This window comes from Halorhodospira halophila SL1 (assembly GCF_000015585.1).
GTDB classification, from domain to species: Bacteria; Pseudomonadota; Gammaproteobacteria; order Nitrococcales; family Halorhodospiraceae; genus Halorhodospira; species Halorhodospira halophila.
Window position 1 is genome coordinate 1958512 of record NC_008789.1, and the last position, 23889, is coordinate 1982400.

Annotated in this window: 25 protein-coding genes; 2 read left to right on the top strand and 23 right to left on the bottom strand. The window is 68.8% G+C overall.

From position 1 onward, the window contains the following. Window positions 1–5: 5 nt before the first annotated feature. A complete protein-coding gene (gene adk / locus HHAL_RS09000; RefSeq protein ID WP_011814570.1) occupies window positions 6–665 on the bottom strand; it encodes an adenylate kinase in 660 nt (219 codons plus the stop codon). 127 nt (window positions 666–792) lie between these two features. Here adk and HHAL_RS13355 point away from each other — a divergent pair, with 127 nt between their 5' ends. Next, on the top strand, window positions 793–1509 hold the full coding sequence (locus HHAL_RS13355) for a pentapeptide repeat-containing protein (RefSeq protein ID WP_049751594.1): 717 nt from the start codon (window positions 793–795) through the stop codon (window positions 1507–1509). A 30-nt stretch (window positions 1510–1539) separates the two neighbouring features. On the opposite strand, the gene bamB is transcribed toward HHAL_RS13355, so the two are convergent. The 10 genes from bamB to HHAL_RS09055 form a co-directional block, all read right to left on the bottom strand. Next, entirely contained in the window at window positions 1540–2685 is a 1146-nt protein-coding gene (gene bamB, locus HHAL_RS09010) for an outer membrane protein assembly factor BamB (protein WP_011814572.1), read from the bottom strand. Further along, window positions 2682–3308: a YfgM family protein gene (locus HHAL_RS09015; protein ID WP_011814573.1), complete on the bottom strand. Its 627-nt coding sequence runs from the start codon at window positions 3306–3308 to the stop codon at window positions 2682–2684. Before HHAL_RS09015 ends, bamB begins: the two co-directional genes overlap by 4 nt. A 27-nt stretch (window positions 3309–3335) precedes the next feature. Beyond that, the gene (hisS, locus tag HHAL_RS09020) at window positions 3336–4607 is read right to left on the bottom strand and encodes a histidine--tRNA ligase (RefSeq protein ID WP_011814574.1); all 1272 of its coding nucleotides are present in this window, start codon (window positions 4605–4607) and stop codon (window positions 3336–3338) included. 4 nt (window positions 4608–4611) lie between these two features. Beyond that, complete coding sequence (locus tag HHAL_RS12715; protein ID WP_011814575.1) at window positions 4612–5202, bottom strand: helix-turn-helix domain-containing protein; 591 nt, start codon at window positions 5200–5202, stop codon at window positions 4612–4614. Further along, a complete protein-coding gene (locus HHAL_RS09030; protein WP_187147857.1) occupies window positions 5199–5828 on the bottom strand; it encodes a tetratricopeptide repeat protein in 630 nt (209 codons plus the stop codon). Before HHAL_RS09030 ends, HHAL_RS12715 begins: the two co-directional genes overlap by 4 nt. 110 nt (window positions 5829–5938) lie before the next feature. Next, window positions 5939–7048, bottom strand: a complete 1110-nt coding sequence (rlmN, locus tag HHAL_RS09035; RefSeq protein ID WP_207160995.1) for a dual-specificity RNA methyltransferase RlmN — start codon at window positions 7046–7048, stop codon at window positions 5939–5941. Then, on the bottom strand, window positions 7029–7454 hold the full coding sequence (gene ndk / locus HHAL_RS09040) for a nucleoside-diphosphate kinase (RefSeq protein WP_011814578.1): 426 nt from the start codon (window positions 7452–7454) through the stop codon (window positions 7029–7031). Before ndk ends, rlmN begins: the two co-directional genes overlap by 20 nt. A gap of 122 nt (window positions 7455–7576) precedes the next feature. After that, the gene (locus HHAL_RS09045; protein ID WP_011814579.1) at window positions 7577–7900 is read right to left on the bottom strand and encodes a HesB/IscA family protein; all 324 of its coding nucleotides are present in this window, start codon (window positions 7898–7900) and stop codon (window positions 7577–7579) included. Window positions 7901–7967: 67 nt separating this feature from the next. After that, a complete protein-coding gene (gene cysE / locus HHAL_RS09050) occupies window positions 7968–8756 on the bottom strand; it encodes a serine O-acetyltransferase (RefSeq protein WP_011814580.1) in 789 nt (262 codons plus the stop codon). A gap of 4 nt (window positions 8757–8760) precedes the next feature. Then, window positions 8761–9510, bottom strand: coding sequence for an RNA methyltransferase (locus HHAL_RS09055; RefSeq protein WP_011814581.1), 750 nt, complete (start codon window positions 9508–9510; stop codon window positions 8761–8763). Window positions 9511–9582: 72 nt separating this feature from the next. On the opposite strand from HHAL_RS09055, the gene HHAL_RS09060 reads away from it, so the two are divergent. Then, window positions 9583–10392, top strand: a complete 810-nt coding sequence (locus HHAL_RS09060; RefSeq protein WP_011814582.1) for an inositol monophosphatase family protein — start codon at window positions 9583–9585, stop codon at window positions 10390–10392. A gap of 20 nt (window positions 10393–10412) precedes the next feature. Here the strand turns inward: HHAL_RS09060 and HHAL_RS09065 are convergent, their stop codons facing one another. Genes HHAL_RS09065 through HHAL_RS09120 form a run of 12 tightly spaced genes read right to left on the bottom strand, consistent with a single transcriptional unit; the run spans window position 10413 to window position 23642 of the window. Beyond that, a complete protein-coding gene (locus HHAL_RS09065; RefSeq protein ID WP_011814583.1) occupies window positions 10413–11606 on the bottom strand; it encodes an O-succinylhomoserine sulfhydrylase in 1194 nt (397 codons plus the stop codon). Beyond that, window positions 11587–13101, bottom strand: coding sequence for an amidophosphoribosyltransferase (gene purF, locus HHAL_RS09070; protein ID WP_011814584.1), 1515 nt, complete (start codon window positions 13099–13101; stop codon window positions 11587–11589). Before purF ends, HHAL_RS09065 begins: the two co-directional genes overlap by 20 nt. Before the next feature lie 44 nt (window positions 13102–13145). After that, window positions 13146–13709, bottom strand: coding sequence for a CvpA family protein (locus HHAL_RS09075; RefSeq protein ID WP_011814585.1), 564 nt, complete (start codon window positions 13707–13709; stop codon window positions 13146–13148). Continuing rightward, the gene (locus HHAL_RS09080; RefSeq protein WP_011814586.1) at window positions 13706–14338 is read right to left on the bottom strand and encodes an SPOR domain-containing protein; all 633 of its coding nucleotides are present in this window, start codon (window positions 14336–14338) and stop codon (window positions 13706–13708) included. Before HHAL_RS09080 ends, HHAL_RS09075 begins: the two co-directional genes overlap by 4 nt. A gap of 3 nt (window positions 14339–14341) precedes the next feature. After that, window positions 14342–15646 carry a bifunctional folylpolyglutamate synthase/dihydrofolate synthase gene (locus HHAL_RS09085; RefSeq protein WP_011814587.1) on the bottom strand — a complete coding sequence of 435 codons (1305 nt, stop codon included), beginning with the start codon at window positions 15644–15646 and terminating at the stop codon, window positions 14342–14344. After that, window positions 15643–16653 carry an acetyl-CoA carboxylase, carboxyltransferase subunit beta gene (gene accD, locus HHAL_RS09090; protein WP_011814588.1) on the bottom strand — a complete coding sequence of 337 codons (1011 nt, stop codon included), beginning with the start codon at window positions 16651–16653 and terminating at the stop codon, window positions 15643–15645. Before accD ends, HHAL_RS09085 begins: the two co-directional genes overlap by 4 nt. Further along, on the bottom strand, window positions 16650–17471 hold the full coding sequence (gene trpA, locus HHAL_RS09095) for a tryptophan synthase subunit alpha (protein WP_011814589.1): 822 nt from the start codon (window positions 17469–17471) through the stop codon (window positions 16650–16652). Before trpA ends, accD begins: the two co-directional genes overlap by 4 nt. Further along, window positions 17468–18682, bottom strand: a complete 1215-nt coding sequence (gene trpB, locus HHAL_RS09100) for a tryptophan synthase subunit beta (protein WP_011814590.1) — start codon at window positions 18680–18682, stop codon at window positions 17468–17470. The genes trpA and trpB overlap by 4 nt, the downstream gene beginning before the upstream one ends. Next, a complete protein-coding gene (locus HHAL_RS09105; RefSeq protein ID WP_011814591.1) occupies window positions 18672–19295 on the bottom strand; it encodes a phosphoribosylanthranilate isomerase in 624 nt (207 codons plus the stop codon). The genes trpB and HHAL_RS09105 overlap by 11 nt, the downstream gene beginning before the upstream one ends. A 60-nt stretch (window positions 19296–19355) precedes the next feature. After that, entirely contained in the window at window positions 19356–20156 is an 801-nt protein-coding gene (gene truA, locus HHAL_RS09110; protein ID WP_011814592.1) for a tRNA pseudouridine(38-40) synthase TruA, read from the bottom strand. An 11-nt stretch (window positions 20157–20167) separates the two neighbouring features. Further along, a complete protein-coding gene (locus HHAL_RS09115; protein ID WP_041595145.1) occupies window positions 20168–22597 on the bottom strand; it encodes a FimV/HubP family polar landmark protein in 2430 nt (809 codons plus the stop codon). Window positions 22598–22619: 22 nt separating this feature from the next. Beyond that, a complete protein-coding gene (locus tag HHAL_RS09120; RefSeq protein WP_011814594.1) occupies window positions 22620–23642 on the bottom strand; it encodes an aspartate-semialdehyde dehydrogenase in 1023 nt (340 codons plus the stop codon). Window positions 23643–23889 lie beyond the last annotated feature (247 nt).

The window sequence follows — 23889 nt, forward strand, 5'->3', positions numbered from 1 at the left end:
CCCGGTTAACGCGCCTTCAGCGCAGCGAGGATCTCGTCTCGCACCGTCTCGACGGGACGCTGACCGTCGACGGTGATGTAGGCGGGCGCATCGGCACCACCCTTCTGCGCCCACTGGGAATAGTAGTCGACCAGCGGCCGGGTCTGTTCGTGATAGACGCCAAGCCGGTGGCGAACCGTCTCCTCACGATCGTCCTCACGCTGGACCAGATCCTCGCCGGTCACGTCGTCCTTGCCCTCTTGCCGGGGCGGGTTGTGCGTCACGTGGTAGACACGCCCGGACCCCGGATGGACGCGGCGCCCAGCCATACGGTCGACGATCTCCTCGTCCGGCACCTGGATCTCGACCACCGCGTCGATGCGGATCCCCTGATCGTTGAGACCGTCCGCCTGCGCGATGGTGCGCGGAAAACCGTCAAACAGGAAGCCATTGGCACAATCCGCCTGGGCAACGCGCTCCTCGATCAGCCCCAGGATGATATCGTCGGAGACGAGGCCACCCTCATCCATGATCTTCTTGGCCTGCTGCCCCAACGGGGTACCCGCCTTGACGGCGGCACGCAGCATGTCGCCGGTGGAGATCTGGGGGATACCGAAGGCCTCACAGATATGGGCGGCCTGCGTACCTTTCCCGGCGCCCGGGGGGCCTAATAGAATGAGCCGCATTGATTCACCTCGTATATCGTTTAGTGGGATATGCCGTCGAGGCCACGGGGCCTGCGACACGAACGCAAACGAACAAGAAGACGAAAGGCTAATGAGACGGCACTTATGCAGGTTCGCCGCGGTGGCGATGTTGGGCGCGAGCGTATCACCGGCCCTGGCCACCTGCAATGACGCGCCTGCCCCCGGAGTCAACTGGTTCAACTGCGACCTGAGCGAGGCTCAACTCGCCGGTGAGGATCTTGAAGGGGCCGTGCTCGGACGCAGTCAACTCGAGGGGGCCAACCTGGAGGGAGCACACCTGCGACGCGCTGACTTGACCAGCGTCAGCGCCGCCGGCATCAACCTGCGCGATGCCAACCTGTCCCGGGCACGCCTGAGCTCGGGCGACTTCACCGATGCCGACCTGTCCGGTAGCGACCTGCGCGACGCGCGTGCTGGCCGCACCCAGTTCGAGAGGGCCCGGCTGGACGGTATCACCGCCACCGACATCGACCTCAACAGCACCCGCATGCGCGGCGCCAGTCTTCAAGACGCCGACCTGAGCGGCGCCTCACTGCGCCGTGCCGGCCTGCGCGATCTTCAGGCGGCAGGCGCCAACCTCAGCGGCGCCGATCTCAACGGCGCGGACCTGGAGGGGGCCGATCTGTCCGGGGCGAAGATGCGTCAGGTGGATCTGCGCAACGCCAACCTGGTGGATGTGGATTTCTCCGGCGCGGAACTCGGCCGTGCGGATCTGCGCGGGACCGATCTCAGCGGCGCCGACTTCTCGGACGCGGGCCTCGGCAGCACATTGTGGACCGACGGCCGCCGCTGCCGGCCCACCTCGGTGGGCGAATGCGAGTAGGCGTCCGCAGCCTCCCGGAGCCCGCTGCGCCTAACGCGGGCGCAGCGCGGTCATCCGCCCGCGGGCATCCATGACGTAGACATCACCGCTGCCGGTCACCACCGGCGGCCGCTCCACTGGGACATCGGAGAGGCGCTCGCGGGCCACGAGTTCGCCATCCCTGAGGCGCAGCCAGTTGACGTGACCGGCGTCGTCTCCCATGACCAGATAGCCCTCGTGGACCACCGGACGGGTCAGGGTCAGCCCCTCCAGGGCCTCCTGCCGCCAAGCTGTGGCGCCATTTCGGCGATCAAAGGCCCAGACCCGGCCGTCATCGGCGGCCAGGTAGACCTCTTCATCGTGGGCGACCAACCCTCGATGGCTGCCCACCTCGCGGCTCCAGTGCTGGGCGCCATTGGCGATCCGCACTGCGCCGATCGCGCCCTGGTAGGCCACTGCATAGGCCGCACCGCGATGGATGACCGGATCGGCCGCGATGTCCGCCATCCGCTCGAGCTCGGTACGCCCCCTCGGCTCGGTCAGGGTGTGCTCCCAGCGCACGCTGCCATCCGCCACGTTCAGCGCCGCGAGCCGGCCGTTCTGGAGACCCACCACCGCGGTACCACCGCTGACCGCCGGGGCACTGTTCCGGCGCAGGGTCAGGGCGGGCACACTGCGGTCAAAGATCCACTGCCGCGACCCATCCTCGGCGTCGAGACCGTAGACCCGTCCATCGGCGCTGCGGGCCACCACCACCCCGCGGGTGTAGCGCGGACTCGCCAGGACCTGCGCCGACAGGCCGGTCATCCAGACCGGCTCACCGCTCTCCCGCTCGTAGGCGTAGATTCGGCCCTTGCGGTCCCCCACCAGCAGACGGTCCCCGGCTACCACCGGCCCGGCGGAGAGCGGCCGCTCCAGGCGATCGTGCCAGACGGGCTGACGGGTCTCGGCATCCAGGGCCCGGACCCAGCCGCGGGCGTCGGCCACATAGAGCACGCCGTCCGCATACGCGGGCTGCAGCGCGAAGGCACCGGATTCCAGACTGCCCACCGGCCGCCCGCTCCACGCCAATTCGACATCCAGCGCCTCATCCGCCTCGGTCTGCGGATTGGGCAGCGGGTCCTGCAAGGAACAGCCGGCTGCGGCCACGCCGAGCGCCGCAGCGGCACCGAGGGCGCGCAGTCCGACGCGGATCACGCCTCACTCTCCACGGCCTGCAGCTTCAGACGGACCAGTTCGCGGGACTGCGCCCCGAGCCCCTCCTGATCCAGCGCCTGCTGGTACGCCTCGGCGGCCTCGTCGTAGCGTCCCAACTCGCGGAGCAGATCGCCGCGAAGCTCGTCGAACGAGGCGGTAAAACCGGCGGAGACGGAGCCCTCGAGGACCGCCAGCGCCTCCTCCGGGTCCTCCTCGCCGAGCACGCGGGCCTGGCGCAGGCGGGCCAGTTCGACCATGGCGCTGTGGTCGGCGTTGTCGATCAGCCACCCGAGGGTCTCGGCCGCCCGCCGATACTCGCCCGCCTCGGCCTGGATACGGGCCATGCGCAGGGCGGTCATCCCGGCATAGCCGCTGCGGGCGTGGTCGTCCAGCACCCGCTGACCCGCCTGCTCCGCCGCCTCCGGCTCACCGGATTGAGTCGCCTGAAGGAACTCGGCGTAGGCCGCTGCGGCCTGCTGAGCCCCGCGCTCCTGCCACGTGCCATACCCCCACCAGCCGGCCAGGATCAGCAGCGCCCCGGTCAACCCGAGGAGGATCGAGCCCCCATTGCGCTGCCACCAATCCTTGAGCTGCTGAAGCTGTTCGTCGTCGCTGCGCTCCATCTCTATTCCCCTTGCCAGCGACCGGGGCTACGCCCCGATCAGCCCTCGCAGATACGTCACCGCGTCGTCCAAGGGCAGCCGTTGCTGCCCATCCTCGCCACGCAGATCCTTGATCGTCAGCGCCCCGGCCGCCTGCTCATCATCGCCAAGGATCAGGGCCACGCGGGCGCCGCTGCGATCGGCACGCTTGAGCTGCGCTTTGAAACCGCCTCCGCCCGCGTGCATCTGTACCCGCAACGCCGGCAGCGCGTCCCGCAGGGCCTCGGCCATCTCCAGCCCGGCCCCGGCCTCGGTAGCCACCACCAGGTAGGCGTGGGGCGCCCCACCCTGCCCCGGGGTACCCTGATCCTCAAGCAGCGCGACCAACCGCTCCAGCCCCAGAGCGAAGCCGATCGCCGGAGTCGGCCGACCGCCGAGCTGTTCGACCAGACCGTCGAAACGCCCACCGGCACAGACGGTACCCTGCGCCCCCAGGCGATCCGTCACCCACTCGAAGACCGTGCGCGTATAGTAATCGAGCCCCCGCACCAGCGACGGGTTCACCTCGTATTCGACGCCGGCCCGCTCCAGCAGGTTCCGGACCACGGTGAAGTGCTCCGCCGAGACGCTGTCGAGACAGTCCATCAGGCGGGGCGCATCGGCCATGACCTGCTGCACTTGCGGGTTCTTGCTGTCGAAGATCCGCAGCGGATTCGTCTCCAGACGCCGCCGCGCATCCTCGTCCAGGCGGTCCTCGTGGCGGCGCAGGTAGGCCACCAGCTGTTCGCGGTGCGCCGCACGGCTCTCGGGGGTACCCAACGAGTTGAGCTGCAGCCGCACGTCGGAAAGCCCCAACTCGCGCAGCATACGCGCGGTCATGATGATCATCTCGGCATCCAGCTCGGGCTCCGGGATGCCGAAGACCTCGGCGCCGACCTGGTGGAACTGCCGCAGCCGCCCCTTCTGCGGGCGTTCATGGCGAAACATCGGGCCGGCGTACCACAGCCGCGGCTCGGCATTGTGCAGCAAGCCGGACTGGATCCCGGCCCGGACACAGCCGGCCGTGCCCTCAGGGCGCAGCGTAACGCTGTCGCCATTGCGATCGTCGAAGGTGTACATCTCCTTCTCGACGATGTCGGTCACCTCGCCGATGGACCGGCTGAAGAGCTCGGTGCGTTCGAGCACCGGCAGACGGATCTCGCGGTACCCGTACGACTCCAGGACCCGACGAATCGCCGACTCGGCGTACTGCCACAACGGGCTTTCTTCCGGAAGGATATCCGAGAACCCGCGAATGCTTTGAATCCCCTTGTTCGACAAAACGCTACTCCGAATCCATCGACGTCCGACGCACACCGGTGCTCGGCGTGCCCGACTGCTCGCTTGCGGACTCCGGGGGCTGGCCCGTTTCCTCGCCCGGCCCAGCCGGCTCCGGCTCCCTGTCATCGAGCAGGATCGCGGTGAGGACCACAGCCACGGCGATCAGAAGTAGCAGGAGCGCGGCCGGTAGCCAGCGACGCCGTCGCGGGCCCCGCCCGGACGACCGGGGCTCGACGGCCGCCACGTTGCCCACGGCCCGCTCCTCGCTGACTGGATCGCTCCCCCGGCGCCGGTTGTAGGCCTCCACCACCGCCTCGGGGTCGAGCCCCACCAGCCGTGCGTAGGCGCGCAGGTACCCGCGCACAAAGGTTGGCGGCGGCAGGCGTTCATCGTCGTCCTCTTCCAGCGCGGTGACCCGGTCCGCCGGGAGATTGAGGCTCGCCCCCACGGCTCGTACGGTTCGCCCCTGCGCCTCACGGGCGCGCCGCAGCTGCTGCCCCGGCGATGGCGGGGCACCCTCCCCCTCCGCCGCTGCCGGGTCGCCGCCTGGCGGCCGCGCTCCGTCGCCGTCCCCGTGCGCCGTCTCATCACTCATGGCCCGACCTCATCCGCGTGTAAACGTTCGCTCCACTCCGAACCGGGGAAGCGCTCGGCCAGCCTCTGCGCGAAGGCAGCGGCCTCCTCAGGTCGGTCCCGGGCTGCTGCCACACGTGCCGACCAGTACAGGCCGCGCGCCCCGGCACCACCGCTGTCACGAGCCCGCGCCAGGTCGTCTGCGGCTGCCTCGAGGGCCCCCTGGCGGTAGCGCAGCTCCCCGCGCACCACACGCGCCGGAGCGAACTCTGGTGCCGCCTCGACGGCCGCGTCCGCCCGTCGGGCGGCGGCGTCTTCGCGTCCCGCGTCGAGGGCACAGCGCGCGGCGTTGGTCAGCGGCACTTCGGCGGCATCATAGCCATCGACCTGGGCAGCCTCGGCGAAGACCGCCAACGCGTCGTCTTCCTCTCCGGCACGACACAGGCTGCGTCCCCAGTTATTCAGGATCGCCCCCGAGTCGGGATCGGCCTGCGCTGCTCGCTGATGGTACCCATGAGCCGCCTGCGCGTCGCCCTGCGACTCGGCGACGAGCCCCATCCCGGTCAGCGCCTGGGGGTGCTCGGCATCGATCTGCAAGGCGCGCTCCAGGCGCGACCGCGCCTGATCGGGCTGCCCTTCGGCGATCAAGTAGAGACCCGCTCCAGCGTGGCTATCGGCTGCGCGCCGATCGTCAGGCACCTCGGGCCCGGTCGCGCAACCTGCAACCATCAGGACCGCCAGCATGGGCCCCGCTCGCCTCACGCCGGTCTCGCCACCTTGCTGGCCCGGGCGTCGCGAATCTCGCCGACGAGTTGTCCACAGGCGCCGTCGATGTCATCCCCGCGGGTCTCGCGGATGGTCGCGGTTAGTCCGTGCTCGAGCAGCCGATCCGCAAACCGGCGCACCTGGCGGTCCGGCGTGCGGCCGTAGCGCGCCCCGGGATAGGGGTTGAACGGAATCAGGTTCACCTTCGACGGGATCCCGCGCAGCCGCTGGAGCAGCTCGCGGGCGTGCTCGTCCTGATCGTTCACCCCATCGAGCATGACGTACTCCCAGGTGATCCGCCGATGCGGCTTTTCCGCGATATAGGCGTGGCAGGCCGGCAGCAGGCGCTCGAGGGGATTCTTGCGGTTGAGCGGGACCAACTGGTTGCGCAGTTCGTTGTTGGGCGCGTGCAGCGATACCGCCAGGCTGACATCCGTGACGCGTTGCATGCGCTCGATGGCGTGGACGACGCCCGAGGTCGAGATGGTCACCCGACGCTTGGAGAGCACGAACCCGTAGTCGTCGGTGAACACGCGTGAGGCCGAAATGACCGGGTCGAAGTTGAGCAACGGCTCGCCCATTCCCATGAAGACGATGTTGGTAATCGCCCCCTCCGGAAGGTGCTGGCGCGCCACATGGACCTGACCCACGATCTCGGCAGCGGTGAGGTTCCGCGAGAAACCGCCCTCGCCGGTGGCGCAAAAGGTGCAACCCATCGGGCACCCGGCCTGGGAGGAGATGCACAGCGTCCCGCGTTTGGGCTCGGGGATGTAGACGGCCTCGACACAGTTGCCGTCGGCCAGGCGCACCACCCACTTGCGGGTGCCGTCGCTGGCCTGCTGATCCGCAGCCACCTCGGGGAGACCGACCCGGGCGTGCTCACGCAGCCGCTGGCGCAACGCCTTACTGAGGTCGGTCATCTCGTCGAAGTCGTACACGTGGCGTTGATGCAGCCACTGCATGATCTGCCGGGCGCGAAACCGCTTCTCGCCCAGGGTATCGAAGAAGGCCGCCAACCGGGGCCGATCGAGCCCTAGCAGCTCGACCGGACCCGACCGGCGCTCGGCATGCACCGCCTCGTGGTCAGCGGGAGCAGATCTCATCGGCCTTAAAGAAGAACTCGATCTCGTTTTCCGCCGTCTCGGGGCTATCCGATCCGTGAACCGCGTTGGCGTCGATGCTCTCGGCAAAGTCGTGGCGCAGGGTACCGGCGGCGGCCTCCTTGGGGTTGGTGGCGCCCATGATCTCGCGGTTCTTGCGGATGGCATCCTCGCCCTCGAGGACCTGCACCATCACCGGCCCGGAGGTCATGAAGCCGACCAGATCGTTGAAGAAGGGGCGCTCCTTGTGCACGGCGTAGAAGCTCTCGGCCTGCTCGGTGCTCAGCCGCACCATACGCGCGGCCACGACACGCAGCCCGGAGCGCTCGAAGCGCGCAAGGATCTCGCCGATGGCGTTCTGCGCGACGGCATCCGGTTTAATGATGGAAAGGGTTCGCTCGACGGCCATTACATCTCCTGACGGTTTGGCTTTCAACAAAAAAGCCGCAGCGCTAAGGTGCTGCGGCGCCTTGGGCAGCCTGACAGTCTACCCCCCACCGGCAGCACCGACAACGCCGCGCGCCCCGTCGCTCAGACGGCAAAGCTCTCGCCGCACCCACACAGATCCCGGACGTTCGGATTCCGGAAATCGAAACGGTAGTTGATGCCGTCACGGACGTAGTCCACCTCCGTCCCTTCCAGGAAGGGCCGATGCTGCTGCGCCACCACCACCTTCACCCCGTGGTTCTCGACGACCAGATCCTGCTCGCCGATCTCCTGGGCGTAATCCACCACGTAGGCGAAACCGGAGCAGCCGCTCGCCTTGATGCCCAGGCGCAGGCCCTGCGCGGCATCCTCGCTGGCGAGCATCTTCTCGACATGCCGCGCGGCACGTTCGGTCAGGGTCACTGGCATAGCTTGCCTCCTGTCACTGGGCACACCGCGGTAACGTGCCTGTTTGCATTCTAGGGGCTCCGCGCAACTAACGGGAAGCGTCCTCGGGGCGCTCGCCACACGCCTTCTCCACCGAGCTCTCATCCACCTCCAGATCCGGCACCCGGGTCTCTTCCAGGCGGCCGCCCATCTGCTGCACGGCGCTGCACAGCTCCTCGATGCGCCGGTCGGTGACGTGGATGTGGTCCAGGATGGCGTTGACCGCCTGGGCCACCGGGTCGGGCATCTCGGTGGTGCCGTAGGCGTCGAAGCCGATGCGCCGAGCCACCCGGGCCCGCTGCTCGTCGCCGTCAGCACTGCGCTTGCGCTCGCCAACCTGACGCGCCGGGATCCCAACCATGGTCGCCCCCTCGGGGACGTCCTTGAGCACCACAGCATTGGAGCCGATGCGCGCGCCGCTGCCCACCCGGATGGGCCCGAGCAGCTTGGCCCCGGCCCCCACCACAACATCATGACCCAGGGTCGGGTGGCGCTTACCCGATTGCCAACTGGTTCCTCCCAGCGTGACCCCGTGGTAGAGGGTCACGTCATCGCCGATATCAGCGGTCTCGCCGATGACCACGCCCATGCCGTGGTCGATGAAGAACCGCCGGCCGATCCGCGCCGCCGGATGGATCTCGATGCCCGTCACCCAGCGGCTAAACAGCCCGAGCATGCGCGCCACCCAGCGCAACCGCCAGCGCCACAGGCGGGCACTGATGCGGTGGAGGATCAGGGCGTGGAAACCGGGATAGGTGGTCACCACATGGAAGGCGTTCCGAGCGGCCGGATCGCGATCCATGACACAGCGGATATCCTCACGCAGGCGTCGCAGCATCCATCTACCCTTTACGACAATTGGACTCGCGCCAGCGGCGCGGGTTGAGTACGTGGCTGATCAGACCGCGCAGCATCCGTACCTCATCCTCGGTCAGCCATGCGCGGCGAAAGATGTTACGCAGCCGCCGCATCGTCAGCGCGGGGTTGTGCCGGTCGAGATAACCCACCCGACCGGCCATCTCCTCCAGGTGATCGAAGAAACGCTCCAGCGTATCCACCGCCGCGGGCGGCTCCTCCGCCTGGCCCTGCACCGGCCCCCCGGCCGCGGCCGCCATGCGCAACTCCCACGCTACCAGCTGCACCGACTGCGCCACATTCAGGGAACTGTAATCCGGATCCGTGGGGATCTGCACCAGGTAGTGGCAATGGTCGAGTTCGGCGTTGGTCAGGCCGGTGCGCTCCCGCCCGAACACCCACGCCAGGTCACCGTCACCCCCCTGGGCGACAGCGGACTCGGCGGCCGGGCGCAACTCCAGCCGAGGCTGCCGCTCGGCACGACTGCGCGCCGACAGCCCAAAGGCCAGGCGACAGCCGGTCAGGGCCGTGGCAAGGTCCGGAGCAGTCCGCGCCCGCTCCAGGACATCGCCCGCGCCGGCGGCCCGGGCCACGGCCTCCGGGTCGCCCGGGTCACACTGCGGGTCCACCAGGTAGAGGTCCCGCAGTCCCATGGTGCGCATGGCTCGCGCAGCCGCGCCGATGTTGCCGGGGTGGGTGGTCCCGACCAACACAATACGTGTGCGTTCAAGGCTCAAGATGGCCTCCCGGTCTGAATCGCATCAGTTTTGCTGTTATCCTGTAGCGCGTCCAGCGTAGGAGCTTTCCCGATGCATCCAATGGTCAACATCGCAGTCCGTGCAGCACGGGCTGGCGGGGATCTCATCGTCCGCAACATCGATCGACTCGACCGGGTCCAGGTCGAGTCCAAAGGCCGCTACGATTTCGTCTGCGACATCGACCGCCAGGCCGAGGCGGCCATCGTGCAGACGATCCAACGCGCCTATCCGCAGCACGCCATTCTCGCCGAAGAGGGCGGCCTGCAGGGACATGCGCAGAGCAAGGCGGAGTATACGTGGATCATTGATCCGCTGGACGGCACGGCCAATTTCCTGCGCGGGTATCCGCACATCGGCGTATCCATTGCCGTGCAGAAAGAAGACCAGCTCGAGGCGGCAGCCATCTACGATCCGCTGCGCCAAGAGCTGTTCACCGCCTCGCGGGGCAACGGTGCACAACTCGACGGCCGACGCATCCGCGTGCCGCAGCGCCGTAGCGTCGACGGGGCCATGATCGGCACCGGCTTCCCGTTTAAGAACCAGGCGCTGATGCCGGCCTATCTGCGCATGTTCTCCGCGGTCACCGAGCACGCCGAGGACATGCGCCGCGCCGGCTCCGCGGCGCTGGATCTGGCCTACGTGGCCGCCGGGCGGCTAGACGGCTACTTCGAGCTGGGCCTGAAACCTTGGGATATCGCCGGCGGTACCCTGCTGGTGCGCGAGGCGGGCGGCATCGTGACAGACATCACCGGCGAGGACCGGGCCCTGGCCACCGGTCATGTCGTCGCGGGCGCCCCCAAGGTCCACAGTGGCCTGCTGAACACCATCCGCGCCCACGCCGCTGAGCTACCCACCGGCTGATCGCGCTGCCCGGCGCGGCCTCACCCCAGGCCGCGCTCCAGGTCGCGGATGATATCCGCCGGATCCTCCAACCCAACGGAAACCCGCACCAGCCCCTCGCGGATGCCGGCGGCCGCGCGCAACTCATCGGAGATGGTGCCGTGGGTGGTGGTCGCCGGATGGGTGATGGTGGACTTGGTGTCCCCCAGGTTGCCGGTGATCGACAGCATGCGCGTGCTGTCGATCAGACGCCAGGCTGCCTCCCGGCCTCCGGGGAGCTCGAAGGCCACAATCCCGCCGAACCCGCTCTGCTGCGCCGCGGCCAGGCGGTGGTGGGGATGGTCCGGCAGCCCGGCGTAGTGGACCCGCTCGACGCCGGGATGGCCCTGCAGCCACTCCGCCACCTGCTGGGCATTCCGGCTGTGCGCATGCATGCGCAGGGACAGCGTCTCCAATCCCTTGAGGAACACCCAGGCGTTGAACGGGCTCATGCACGGCCCGGCGGTGCGGATGAAACCGTGGATCTCTTCCCCCACGCGCTGGGCGTCGCCAACCACCGCGCCACCGACACAGCGACCTTGACCGTCCAGGTACTTGGTGGCCGAGTGGATCACCAGGTCGGCCCCCATCTCCAGCGGGCGCTGCAGGGCGGGGGTACAGAAGCAGTTGTCGATCGCCAACAGGGCTTCGTGGGCATGGGCCACCTCCGCGAGGCGGCGGATGTCCACCACCTCGTTGAGGGGGTTGGAGGGCGTCTCAGCAAAGAGCAGGCGCGTGTTCGGCTGCACCGCATCAGCCCAGGCCCGCTCGTCGCTCAACGGCACCCAGCTGACCTCGATGCCCCAGCGCGGCAGGTACTTGGTCAGCAGCGACAGGGTGGTCCCGAAGAGGGTCCGCGAGGCGACCACGTGGTCGCCGGCCTGCAGCAGCCCCAGGCACGTCGCCAGCACCGCCGACATGCCTGAAGCCGTCCCGACGCAGGCCTGCCCGCCCTCCAGGGCGGCCAGGCGGTCGCAGAAGGTCCGCACCGTCGGGTTGGTGAAACGCGAGTAGACGTTCCCGGGGTCCTCACCGGAGAAACGCGCGGCCGCCTGTGCGGCACTCTCGAAGGTAAAGCTGGAGGTCGGGTAGATGGGCTCCGACTGCTCCTGGGCATCGGTGCGCACCTGACCGGCTCGCACCGCCCGGGATTCGAACCCGGCGAGCGGATCGTCATCAGGCCTGGTTGTGCACATCCACGATCTCCAAGTCTTGGTCGCTGCCCGCCTGTTCCCTGGCGGCATCGGCACGTGCCTGAGAGAGGCCACGCAGATAGTCCTGGCTGACGCCTCCGGTCACGTAGTGCCCGTTGAAGCAGGAACTATCGAACTGCCGGATCTCCGGATTGCCATCGGCCACGGCCGCTTCCAGGTCGTCGAGTTCCTGGTAGATCATGCGGTCGGCACCGATCGCCGCCGTGATCTCGGCCTCATCTCGGTTATGGGCGATGAGCTCTTCGGGGGCCGGCATATCGATACCGTAGACGTTGGGGTAGCGCACCGGCGGGGCGGCGGAGGCGAGATAGACCCGCCGCGCCCCGGACTCGCGGGCCAGCTGCACCAGCTGCTGCGAGGTGGTGCCCCGGACCACCGAGTCGTCCACAAGCAGGACGTTCTTGCCCGCGAACTCCAGCGGGATGGGGTTGAGCTTCTGACGCACCGATTTCTTGCGCGCCGCCTGCCCGGGCATGATGAAGGTGCGCCCGACGTAGCGGTTCTTGATGAAGCCCTCCCGGGACTCCACGCCCAACTGGTAGGCCAGCTGCATGGCGACGGTGCGGCTGGTGTCCGGGATCGGGATGATCACATCGATATCGTGATCGGGCCACTCGCGCCGGATCTTGGCCGCCAGCCGCTCGCCCATACGCAGACGTGCCTTGTGCACGGCCACGCCGTCGACAATGGAGTCGGGCCGGGAGAGGTAGACGTACTCGAACAGGCACGGGGCGTGGATAGGATCCTCGGCACACTGGCGGGTGTGCAGGACACCATCCATGTCGATGAAGATCGCCTCGCCCGGAGCCACCTCGCGCACCAGGCGGAAGCCGAGCATATCCAGCGCCACGCTCTCCGAAGCGATCAGGTACTCCCGCCCCTGCTCGGTATCGCGCTCGCCGAAGCACAGCGGGCGGATGCCGAAGGGGTCACGGAAGGCGAGAATGCCGTAGCCGTTGATCATCGCCACGGCCGAGTAGGCGCCGTGGCAGCGCCGGTGGACCTGCTCGACGGCACTGAACAGATCGCTGGGCTCGAGCCGGCCGTGGGGGCAGACACTCAACTCGTGGGCGAGGATGTTGAGCAGGATCTCCGAGTCGGAGTTGGTGTTGATATGGCGTCGGTCCGTACGGAAGAGCTCCTGCTTGAGCTCCTCGGTATTGGTCAGGTTGCCGTTGTGCGCCAGCGAGATGCCGTAGGGCGAGTTGACGTAGAAAGGCTGCGCTTCGGCGGAACTCTCGCAGCCGGCGGTGGGATAACGAACGTGGCCAATACCGACATTGCCGGTCAGGCGCATCATGTGCCGGGTCCGGAAGACATCCCGCACCAGGCCGTTGCTCTTGCGCAGGCTCAACTGCCCCTGGTCATAGGTAATGATCCCGGCAGCGTCCTGACCCCGGTGCTGGAGCACGGTCAGCCCCTCGTAAAGGTCCTGGTTCACCGGCCCCTTGGCCACCATTCCGATTACGCCACACATGGATTGCTCCTACCTCTTGCTAGGCACCGGAACGGCCGACGGACTCACGGCCGCCGCCCGGCGCAGTATTCGGCCCAGTAATCCGGCAAGCCATCGAAGCCCTCCATTGCCTCGCCCTCAACGGGCGGTTGCCAATCAAAGTCCTCCAGCCAGGCATCCAGGCCGGCTCGACAGATCCACGGCTTGATCCCCGGCAGCACCACCGACTCCTGCCAGGCCCGCTCCTGGGTCATTGGCGAGAAACCGAGCAGCAACACCACCAGCGCCACCACCACCGCGCCACGCGCAGCCCCGAACAACACGCCCAGAAGCCGATCGGTGCCCCCGAGCCCGGTGCGCGTCACCAACACCGAGAGGGCATTATTGAGCAGCGCCCCGAGGATCAGCGTGCCCACAAAGAGCCCGACAAAACCGGCACCCAGGCGGATCGTCGGCGAGGCGATCCACTCCTCGAGCAACAGCGCCACGGCCCCGGAATAGCGCACCGCGATCCAGAAGGCGGCCACCCAGACGAGTACCGAGAGGACCTCGCGCACGAAACCGCGGATCAGGCTGATCCCCGCCGACAGTGCGATGACGCCGACGATGACGAGGTCGAGCCAGTTCATCGCGACACCACGTACCCCTCCACCCCGGCCTCGTCAGCGGCGCGCTCGAGCAACGCCTGCGCCTCGTCCCGCTCCATGACCGGACCGATGCGCACACGGTGGAACGACGACCCCTCGCCGTCCGGCGACTCGATGTAGGCCGGCAACCCGAGATCGCGGATGCGGTCGCGCTCCCGCTCGGCGTTCTCTGCCTCCTGGAAACTGCCCACCTGGACCGAGTACGCCCCCTGCTCCCGACTGGCGATGGCGATGCCGTTCACCTCGTCGACCGCCTCGTCGGTGGTTTCGTCCTCGGTGGCGGTCTCCTCGGGCTCGTCCCGCGCCTGCTCCTCATCCTCGTCCCGTTCGGGCTCGTCGGGGCTGGCCGGCTCGTCATCCGAGGCCTCCGGCTCCTCGAATCCGGCCGGCTCCTCGGCGGTGAAATCTTCCGGCTCCTCGTCGAGATCCTCCGGCGGCTGCTCGGCCAGCTCCTCGGGTTCCGGCTGATCGTCGGGGCGGGGCGGAACCTCGACCGGCACATCCACGTCCTCGGCCTCATCGGAGCCGGAGAAGATCATCGGCAGGAAGATCACGGCCAGGGCGACCAGGACCGCGGCCCCAACCAACTGTCGTTTCGTGCTTGGATCCATCGCCTACCCCCAGCCTTGCTGCGCTTGTACGGCGGCCACAGTGCGGAAGGAGCCAAAGACCACAACCCGATCGCCGGGCCCGGCCTGGCCCTGGAGAGCGGCCAGGGTGGTCGCCACCCCGTCACCGCAGTGCACCACCGACTCACCCGCGTCGGCAAGCTGGCTGGCCAGTTCATCGGCGTTGCGCATATCCGGCTCATCCAGCTGCGGCAGGTACCAGGCGTCGATCCGACCACTCAACGCCGCGACCAATGCCCGGGCATCCTTGCGCGCCGCCACGGCGAAGAGGGCTCGCGTTTGCCCGGTGACCGTTCGGTCATCCAGCACCCGGGCGAGCTCCTCCGCACCATCGGCATTATGCGCGACATCCAACAGCCACTCCAGTGACCCGGCCTCGATCCGCTCCAGACGCCCGGGCACCCGCACCCCATCCAGGAGCCTGGCGACGGCCGCCGCGTCCACGCCAACCGCCTCCGGCAGCTGAACGAGGGCGGCCAAGGCGGTAGCCACGTTGCCGCGCGCAGCGCACCCCGGGATCCCCGAGGCCGGCAGCCCCCCCCAGTGGTACTCGCCACAGCGCCACCACCAGCGCCCGTCGGCCTCGGCGGAGAACGTCCACTCCACCCCGGCCTGCGCGACCTCGGCGCCGACCTCCAGCGCCGACTGACGCAGCGCCGCCGGGGCGTCCTGCTGACCGATCACCGCCGGTCGCCCCTTGCGGAAGATGCCGGCCTTCTCGGCGGCAATCGCCTGCAGGTCGTCGCCGAGGAATTCGGCGTGGTCGCGGGCAATCCGGGTGACCACCGCCACATCCGCGTCGATGGCGTTCACAGCGTCCAGCCGCCCGCCCAGCCCCACCTCCAGGATCCAGACCCGAGCACCGCTGCGCGCAAAGAGATCGAAGGCGGCCAGGGTCGTATGCTCGAAATAGGTCAGACTGACGTCAGCGTCGCCCCGGGCCTCCTCGACCCGGCCCAGCGCCTTGACCAATGGGGCATCGGCCACCTCGACCCCGTCGAGGCGCATCCGCTCGTTAAAGCGCTGGAAATGGGGCGAGGTGTAGAGGGCTGTGCTCACCCCGAGACCGCGCAGCAGCGCCTCCAGGGTCCGCGCCACACTCCCCTTGCCGTTGGTCCCACCGACCGTAACCACCCGCGCCGCCGGGGCGAGGACACCAAGGCGCAGGCCCACGGCGGCCACGCGCTCCAGACCGAGGTCGATGGCCGTCGGGTGAGCCGCTTCCAGTCGGGCCAGCCAACCCTCAAGATCTGGCGGAGCGGCCGGCTGCGGCCTGCGGGCACCGTTCATGCGTTGCGGGGGTCGCCCTCGTCCTGGCTCTCACCAGCCTGATCCCCCGCCGCCCCAGCGGGCCCGGCCTCCTCGGCCGGCGCCTCGGGCTCTGCGCTCTCCGGCTCAGGGTCGACGGTTGCCGCGGGGGCGGGGGCCGGCGCCACCGAGACATCTCCGCCGAGCTTGCCCATCAGCGAGGCGATCTCGTCACGCATATCGCGCCGATCAACAATCATGTCGATGGCTCCGTGGTCGAGAAGGAACTCGGCCCGCTGGAAGCCTTCCGGCAGCGTCTCACGCACGGTCTGCTCGATCACCCGCGGTCCAGCAAAGCCGATCAATGCACCGGGCTCGGCGATGATGACGTCCCCCAGGGTCGCCAGACTGGCCGAGACACCACCCATGGTCGGATCGGTCAGTACCGAGATGTACGGTACGCGCGCCTCGTTGAGTCGCGAGATGGCCGCCGAGGTCTTGGCCATCTGCATCAACGAGAACAGCGCCTCCTGCATGCGGGCACCACCCGAGGCCGAGAAACAGACCAGCGGGATGTCGTTGGCCCGCGCCTCTTCGGCGGCGCGGCAGAAGCGTTCACCGACGATGGTGCCCATGGACCCGCCCATGAAGCCGAACTCGAAGGCGCAGACCACCACCGGCCGCTGATGCACGGCACCACGCATCGCCACCAGGGCGTCGTTCTCGCCGGTGGCCTTCTGCGCCTGGTTCAGACGATCCCGATAGCGCTTGCTGTCACGAAAACGCAGGAAATCCGACGGCTGCAGTTCTGCACCGATCTCAACCGCCTCGCAGGACTCGTCCAGAAACAGCCGCAGGCGCTGCCGGGCCGAGATCCGCATGTGCGCACCGCACTTCGGGCAGACCTCGAGATTGCGCTCCAGATCCGGGCGATAGAGGATCCCCTGGCAGGACTCGCACTTGGTCCACAGGCCCTCTGGAACACTGCGACTGCGCGGACCGGCGTCGGTCCGGATCCGCCGCGGCATGAGTTTCTGAAACCAGCTCACGAGTCACCCCCCGTCGTCGTGTCGTCCATCGCCCGGCGCAGGGCCAGGACGGCATCGCGCAGACGCTCGGGCAGATCCGCCGCCGCCCCGTGCTCACCAATCATACGCACCAACGCGCTGCCGACGATCACGCCGTCGGCACACGGCGCCAGTGCCGCGGCACTTTGCGGATCACGCACCCCGAATCCGACGGCCACCGGTAGATCGGTCACCCGACGGATGCCGGCGACCTGCTGCCCGACCAACCCGGCGTCCAGGTCCGCCGACCCGGTCACCCCCTTGAGGGCCACCGCGTAGACAAAACCGCCGGCCACCGAACAGACCCGCTCCACGCGTTCGGCGCTCGTATTGGGCGCCACCAGGTAGATCAGATCGACACCCTGGACCCGGGCCTCATCGGCCAACGCCCCGGCCTCCTCCGGCGGCAGGTCAACGGTGAGCAGGCCGTCGACGCCGGCGGCCGCCGCATCGCGAACGAAGGCGCGATAACCGGCAGCCTCGAGGATATTGGCGTAGCCCATGAAGACCACCGGCGTGTCCGGATCCTCCTCTCGGAAGCGGCGCACCACCTCGAACAGCCGCGCCGGCGTCGTGCCGGCCGCCAGGGCCCGGGCACACGCCGCCTGGATCACAGGACCGTCAGCCATCGGATCGGAGAACGGCACGCCAATCTCGATGACGTCGGCGCCGCCGGCCACCAGGGCGTGCATCAGGCGCACGGTGTCATCGGGCGACGGGTCGCCACCGGTGATGTAGGGAATCAAGGCCGTCCGGCCGGCGGAACGGCAGGCACGGAAACGTTCAGCGATGCGGCTCACAGCTCGATGCCCTCCTGCGCCGCGACCGTGGCGATGTCCTTATCGCCCCGCCCGGAGAGATTGACCACCAGCGCAGCGTCCGGGCCGAGTTCCGCGGCCAGGCGTTCCGCGTGGGCGACGGCGTGGGAGGTCTCCAGCGCCGGCAGGATGCCTTCGGTGCGGCTGAGCCGGTGGAAAGCGGCCAGGGCCTCGGCGTCGGTGACCGTCACATACTCGGCGCGCCCGGAATCCTTCAGCCACGCGTGCTCAGGGCCGACGCCGGGGTAATCGAGCCCGGCGGAGATCGAATGCGTACCGATGATCTGCCCCTCGTCGGACTCCATCAGGTAACTGCGCGCACCGTGGAGCACACCGGGGCGGCCGGCGTTGAGCGGGGCGGCGTGCCGGCCGGAGGCCAGGCCCTCGCCCCCGGCCTCGACCCCGACGAGCCGGATATCGGCGTCATCCAGGAACGGATGGAAGATCCCCAGGGCGTTGGAACCGCCGCCGACGCAGGCGACCACGGCGTCGGGCAAGCGCCCCTCGCGCTCCAGGATCTGCGCTCGGGTCTCGACACCGATGACCCGCTGCAGGTCGCGAACCAGCGTCGGGTAGGGATGGGGACCGGCGACGGTGCCGATGATGTAGAAGGTGTTGTCGATATTCGCCACCCAGTCGCGCATCGCCTCGTTCATGGCGTCCTTGAGGGTGCGCGTCCCGGCGTCCACGGCGCGGACCTCAGCGCCGAGCAGACGCATCCGGTAGACGTTGGCGGCCTGGCGCTGCACGTCGTCGGCCCCCATGTAAACGACGCACTCCAGCCCCATGCGTGCCGCGACGGTTGCCGTAGCCACGCCGTGCTGCCCCGCCCCGGTCTCGGCGATGATCCGCGTCTTGCCCATGCGCGCGGCCAGCACCGCCTGCCCCACGGTATTGTTGACCTTGTGCGCGCCGGTATGGGCCAGATCCTCGCGCTTGAAGTAGATGCGTGCACCGCCGGCGCGGGCGGTCAGCCGCTCGGCCAGGTACAGCGGAGTGGGCCGACCGACGAAATCCCGCAACTCGCGATCGAGCTCGGCCTGGAAACCCGGGTCGCGGCGCGCCTCGGCGTACGCCTCGGTCAACTCCTCGAGCGGCCCGACCAGGGTCTCGGAGACGAACCGCCCCCCGAACCGGCCGAAGTGCCCATCATGCTCCTCGGCGGGGCCGCCGCCGTCCTGCTCAGGTCTCATCGCCACGTTCCACCTCCGCGAGAAACCGGGCTATGCGCTCCCGGTCCTTGATCCCCGGCTCCGACTCGACGCCGCTGCTAACATCCACGGCGAAGGGGCGCACCTTGCGCACCACCTCCGCCACATTCTCGGCGCTCAGACCGCCAGCCACCGTGAGCCCGCGCACGCCGCCCGGGATGGTGTCGTGGTCGAAGGACTCACCCCGACCCCCGCGCTCGCCGACGCGGTGGCTATCGAACAGAAACCCGCTGGCATCCGGATAGGCCGCCACGTACTCGGACGGATCCGCCCCGCCCCCCATGGGCACCGCCTTCACGTAGCGACGCTCGTAGTGGCGGCAAAGTTCCGGCGCCTCGTTGCCGTGGAACTGCAGGGTATCCAAGTGCAGGCCTTCCACGGCCACCTCCACCTGCCCCGGCTTGGGATCGACGAACAGACCGACCACCGAGACGAAGGCCGGGACGGCCGCCACAATGGCTCGGGCCTCTTTCATGTCCACGGCACGCGGGCTGGCATCGCAAAACACCAGACCGATGGCATCGGCACCCAGCTCGACAGCGGCTGCGGCATCTTCCGGGCGGGTAACCCCGCAGATCTTGACGCGCGTGCGCACGCTCGGCGTCCCCCTTCAGCGGCTCCAAGGAAAGCGCAAATGTTACCGCGTGGGCGAGCTTTACGCCAAAAACGGCCACTGCCCCCGGGTCGGGAGGCCGTAATGCGACGGGTAGACCACGCGGGTCAGGTAGAGCCCGGCCGCCGGGGCCGTCATCCCGCTGCGGGTCCGGTCGCCGGCGGCGAGCAATCCCGCGGGCCAATGCTCAGGCTGCTCGCCGGTTCCCACGGCCATCAGGGTGCCGGCGATATTGCGCACCATATGGTGCACGAAGGCGTTGGCCTCGATGTCGATGAACAGCAGCTCGCCGTGGCGGTGCACATCGAGCCGATAGACCTCCCGCACCGCGTGGGGCGCCTGGCAGGCGGCGGCCCGGAAGGCCGAGAAATCGTGCTCGCCAACCAGGGCCTGGGCGGCCCGATGCATGCGCCCCTCATCCAGCTCGTGGTGGGTCCAGGCCACGCGGTGACGCAGAAGCGCCGGGCGGGCCCGCCGGCACAGGAAGACATAGCGGTACCCCCGCCGCTGCGCTTGATAGCGCGCGTGGAAATCCGCATCGACGGCGTGGGCCGAACGGACGCTGACCGTCTCGGGTAGCTGCGCATTGGTGCCCAGCACCCAGGCGTGCAGCGGCCGCGATGCGGTGGTATCGAAGTGGACCACTTGGGCGGCGGCGTGAACCCCGGCATCGGTGCGGCCGGCACAGACCACCGCCACCGGGTGATTGGCGATCCGCGACACAGCCCCCTCGAGGGCCTCCTGCACCGACGGGGCGTCGTCCTGTCGCTGCCAGCCGCTGAAGCCGGTGCCGTCGTACTCCAGCACCAGGGCAATGCGTTGCTCTGCCCCTCGTTCCGCCACCGCCTGCCCGCCTACTCGCCGCTGAGCTCAGCCAGGATCTGCCGGGCACTCTCGCGCTGCGACTCGGTACCTTCCTCCAGGACCTCCTCCAGCAGGCTGCGGGCCCCCGGCTCGTCGCCCAGGTCGATGTACGCCCGGGCCAGGTCGAGCTTGGTATCGGCCTCATCGCCCTCGCCGACCCCCAGGGACTGCTCCGCCTCGGCCTCCAGGTCGCCCTCCGCGGGCCCCTCTCCGGCCTCATCCAGGTCGAGACCGCCCGGGGTGTCATCGTCTTCCTCGCTGAACAGGCTGTCGAGATCCATCTCGTCGAGTTCGTCGCCGGCGGCGTCATCCCCGCCAAAGAGCTCATCGGCCACGTCCTGCGCGCCGGCGCTCGCCTCCGGCTCACGCGTCATGGCCGGCTCCGGCTCCTCGGTGGCGTCCGGCTCGTTATCGGTGGCGGGCGCCTCCGCGGCCTCCGGCTCCGTCTCCTGCGGCTGCTCGTCGAAGGCCGCATCCAGCCGGCGGTCGAAGTCGTCGTCCTCAGAGGTCGACTGCGCACCGGCATCGTCGCCGTCGCCGCCGTCCAGCCCGAGGTCCAGATCCTCCAGATCCGGCTTGGTGTCGAGTCCGGCCTCGGCCTCCCCTGCTGAGTCCTCCGGGACCTCGGCATCCGTGGCCGCGTCCTCCGCCGCCGGGCGAGCCGCCGCGGCACCCGCGAACAGCGGGGCATCGGGTACGAAGGCCACACCCAGGGCCACGGCCGCCTGCCAGGCCGGATCGGCATCGCTGCGCGTCCGGTCGTAGAGATCCTGCGCCTGGGCCAGGAAGGCCTCCCGCTCACCCATGCGGGAGAGGACCTCCAGCAGCCGCAGGCGCAGATCGGTCCGCGCCGGCTCGCGATGGATGCCACGCTCCAGCACGTCCCGGGCCCGACGCAGATCGTTATCCGCCAGGTACTCGTCGGCTAGCTCCAGGGCATCCCGCCGGGCACTATGGTCGAAATCGAAGTCCAGGTCACCGCGATCGAGGCGCAGCCCCTCCGGCTCCTGGGTATTCGCACGCCGCCGCCGGCGGCGCAGCAGCAAGCCGGCAACCACGGCGAGCGCCAGCAGGGTTCCTCCGGTGGCGATCAGCATCTGCCGCCGTGCCTCCTCGTCGCGCCACAGGTCGGCGGCGGTGACATCACCGTCACCGGACAACCACTGCGCCCAGCCGACCTCTTCCTCGGGCTCTTCTTCGCGCTCGGGTGTTGGCGGATCGGCCTCCGTGGGCACCGGCTCCGCCTCGCGCAGGGGATCCAGGGGCTCATCCACCTCGGGCAGCGGCACGATCGGCGTCGGCTCGGCATCCGGCGGCGGCAGCAGCCCCTCCATGTCCAGGTCCACCAGCCGCTCGAGCGCTGCTACCCGCTGGCTCAGGTCTTCCACCTGCGCCTTGAGGCTTTCGCGCTCCGAGCGGAGACTGGCCCGCTCCTCGCGCAGGGCGGCCAGCGCCCCCTGCAGCCGGCGCACATTGGCCTCCGAGGCCTCCAGCTCGGTATCGAGGAGTGACAGGACCTCTTCGGTGCCCTCCTCGTCACCGAGGGCGAGGATCCGCAGCCGGGCCTCCTCGGCGGTCGGTGCCTCTGCCACCTGCTCCGGATCCGGCAGATCGGGGATCGGCACCGCCTCGTCGAGTTCCTCGATGGCCGCCCGGCGCTCGGCCGGCGGTACCCAGCTGTCCAGGTGGTCCTCATAGATGGCCTGAGCCTCGCCGGCGGTCAACTCCTCGATCTGCTCGCGACTGGGCAGTTTCAGCCACCAGCCGCTGAGCAGGTCGTTGACGTTGTCACCGGCGAAGGCGCGCGGGTTGAGCCGCTGGATGGCCAGCATCGTCTGCGCCACGGTGACGGAGTCATCCGGGCGGTGCTCCGAGGCGATCCGCCAGAGGGTATCCCCCTCTTCCACCGGCCCGTAGGCCGTCGAGCGGCGCTCACGCTCGCCGTCGCGGGTGATCTCCTCGAACGGCTCGCCCTCGCGAACCAGGGGCTGCCCTTGGGTCGGCGCATCCTCGTCAGCGGTCGTGGGACGTTCAAGGAGCAGGGTGTACTCGCGGACCAGGTCCCCTTCGGGCCAGCTGACCTGGATCAGGAAATCCAGCAGGGGCTGGTCGATGGGCTCCTGACTGGTGACGGCAATATAGGGGGCGTCTTCGCCGGAGGCGACCAGCTCGAAGTCGAGCAACGACAATTCGGGCATCCGGTCGACCCCGGCCCGATTGAAGACTCGGCCCGGGGCTAGCCCGACATCGAGGCGCGCGAGTTCGTCGGGGCTAACGTCCCGCAAGGGGATCCGCGCCGAGACCGGCTCGCCGGCCTCGGAGCGCCCCTCGATGGTCCCGAGGCTGACCTCCACCGCGGCTGCCACTGAGACCAGTGACAGTCCCGCCAGGCCGGCGAGGCCGCGGATCGCCTTGCGCACGGGCTCGCCCCTTCGTCCGCTGTCAGATGTGTTCGCCAATCAGCAGCTCCGCAATCTGCACGCTGTTCAGCGCCGCCCCCTTGCGGACGTTATCGGCCACCACCCAGAGATCGAGACCCCGCTCGTGGCTGATGTCCTCGCGGATGCGCCCGACGTAGACCGGATCGCGTCCGGCGGCCTCCGTCAGCGCCGTCGGATAGCCGCCGCCTGTGCGCTCGTCCAGGACCTCGACCCCGGGGGCGCTGGAGAGCACCTGCCGGGCACGCTCGGCGGTGATGCGCTCGCGGGTCTCGATGTGCACGGCCTCGGAGTGGCCGTAGACCACCGGCACACGCACCGTGGTGGGATTCACCCGAACGGAGGAGTCCTCGAAGATCTTGATGGTCTCCCAGACCATCTTCATCTCTTCCTTGGTGTAGCCGTTGTCCTGGAAATCGTCGATGTGCGGCAGGCAATTGAACGCGATGGGCTTCGGGTACTCAGCACACTGCGGCTCACCGCCGTCGAGGATCGCCCGGCTCTGGGCGTTGAGCTCGTCGATGGCCGGCTTGCCACTGCCGGAGACCGCCTGGTAAGTGGCCACGTTGATCCGCTCGATGCCCACGGCGTCGTGGATCGGCTTGAGGGCCACGAGCATCTGGATGGTGGAACAGTTGGGATTGGCGATGATCCCCCGCTTCTTGTAGCCAGCCACCGCGTGCGGGTTGACCTCGGGAATGATCAACGGGATGTCGTCGTCGTAGCGAAAGTGGGAGGTGTTGTCGATCACCACCGCCCCGGCCTCGGCCGCCCGCGGTGCGTGCTCGGCGGAGATGGACCCCCCGGCGGAGAAGAGCGCGATCTGCACCTGGGAGAAGTCGAACTGGGCCAGGTCCTGGATCTCCAGCTCCTGCCCGGCGAAGGATACCGTCCGCCCGGCGGAGCGGGCACTGGCCAGCGGGTAGATCTTGCGCGCGGGGAAGCCGCGCTCGGCCAGAATGGAGAGCATCACCTCTCCGACCGCGCCGGTGGCCCCGACTACGGCGACATCGTACTGCTTGCTCATGGATGCTCCCGTGCTCGCTGGTCCTAGTCAGGCCAAGTCTACTAACGCACTGCGCGGGATTGCCAGAGCGGCAATTGCTCTCAGCCCATGGCACGCTCAAGGCCAACGCCCCGCTATCCGGGCACCCCCACCGGGACCCGGTTCTGCATGCGGACGCCGCGCTGCTCACGTCTGTCCTTCACGTTGCCGGTCTCCGCGTCTACACTCTCCCCGGCGGTACTAGAAAAAACGAGCAATAGGAGGTTAT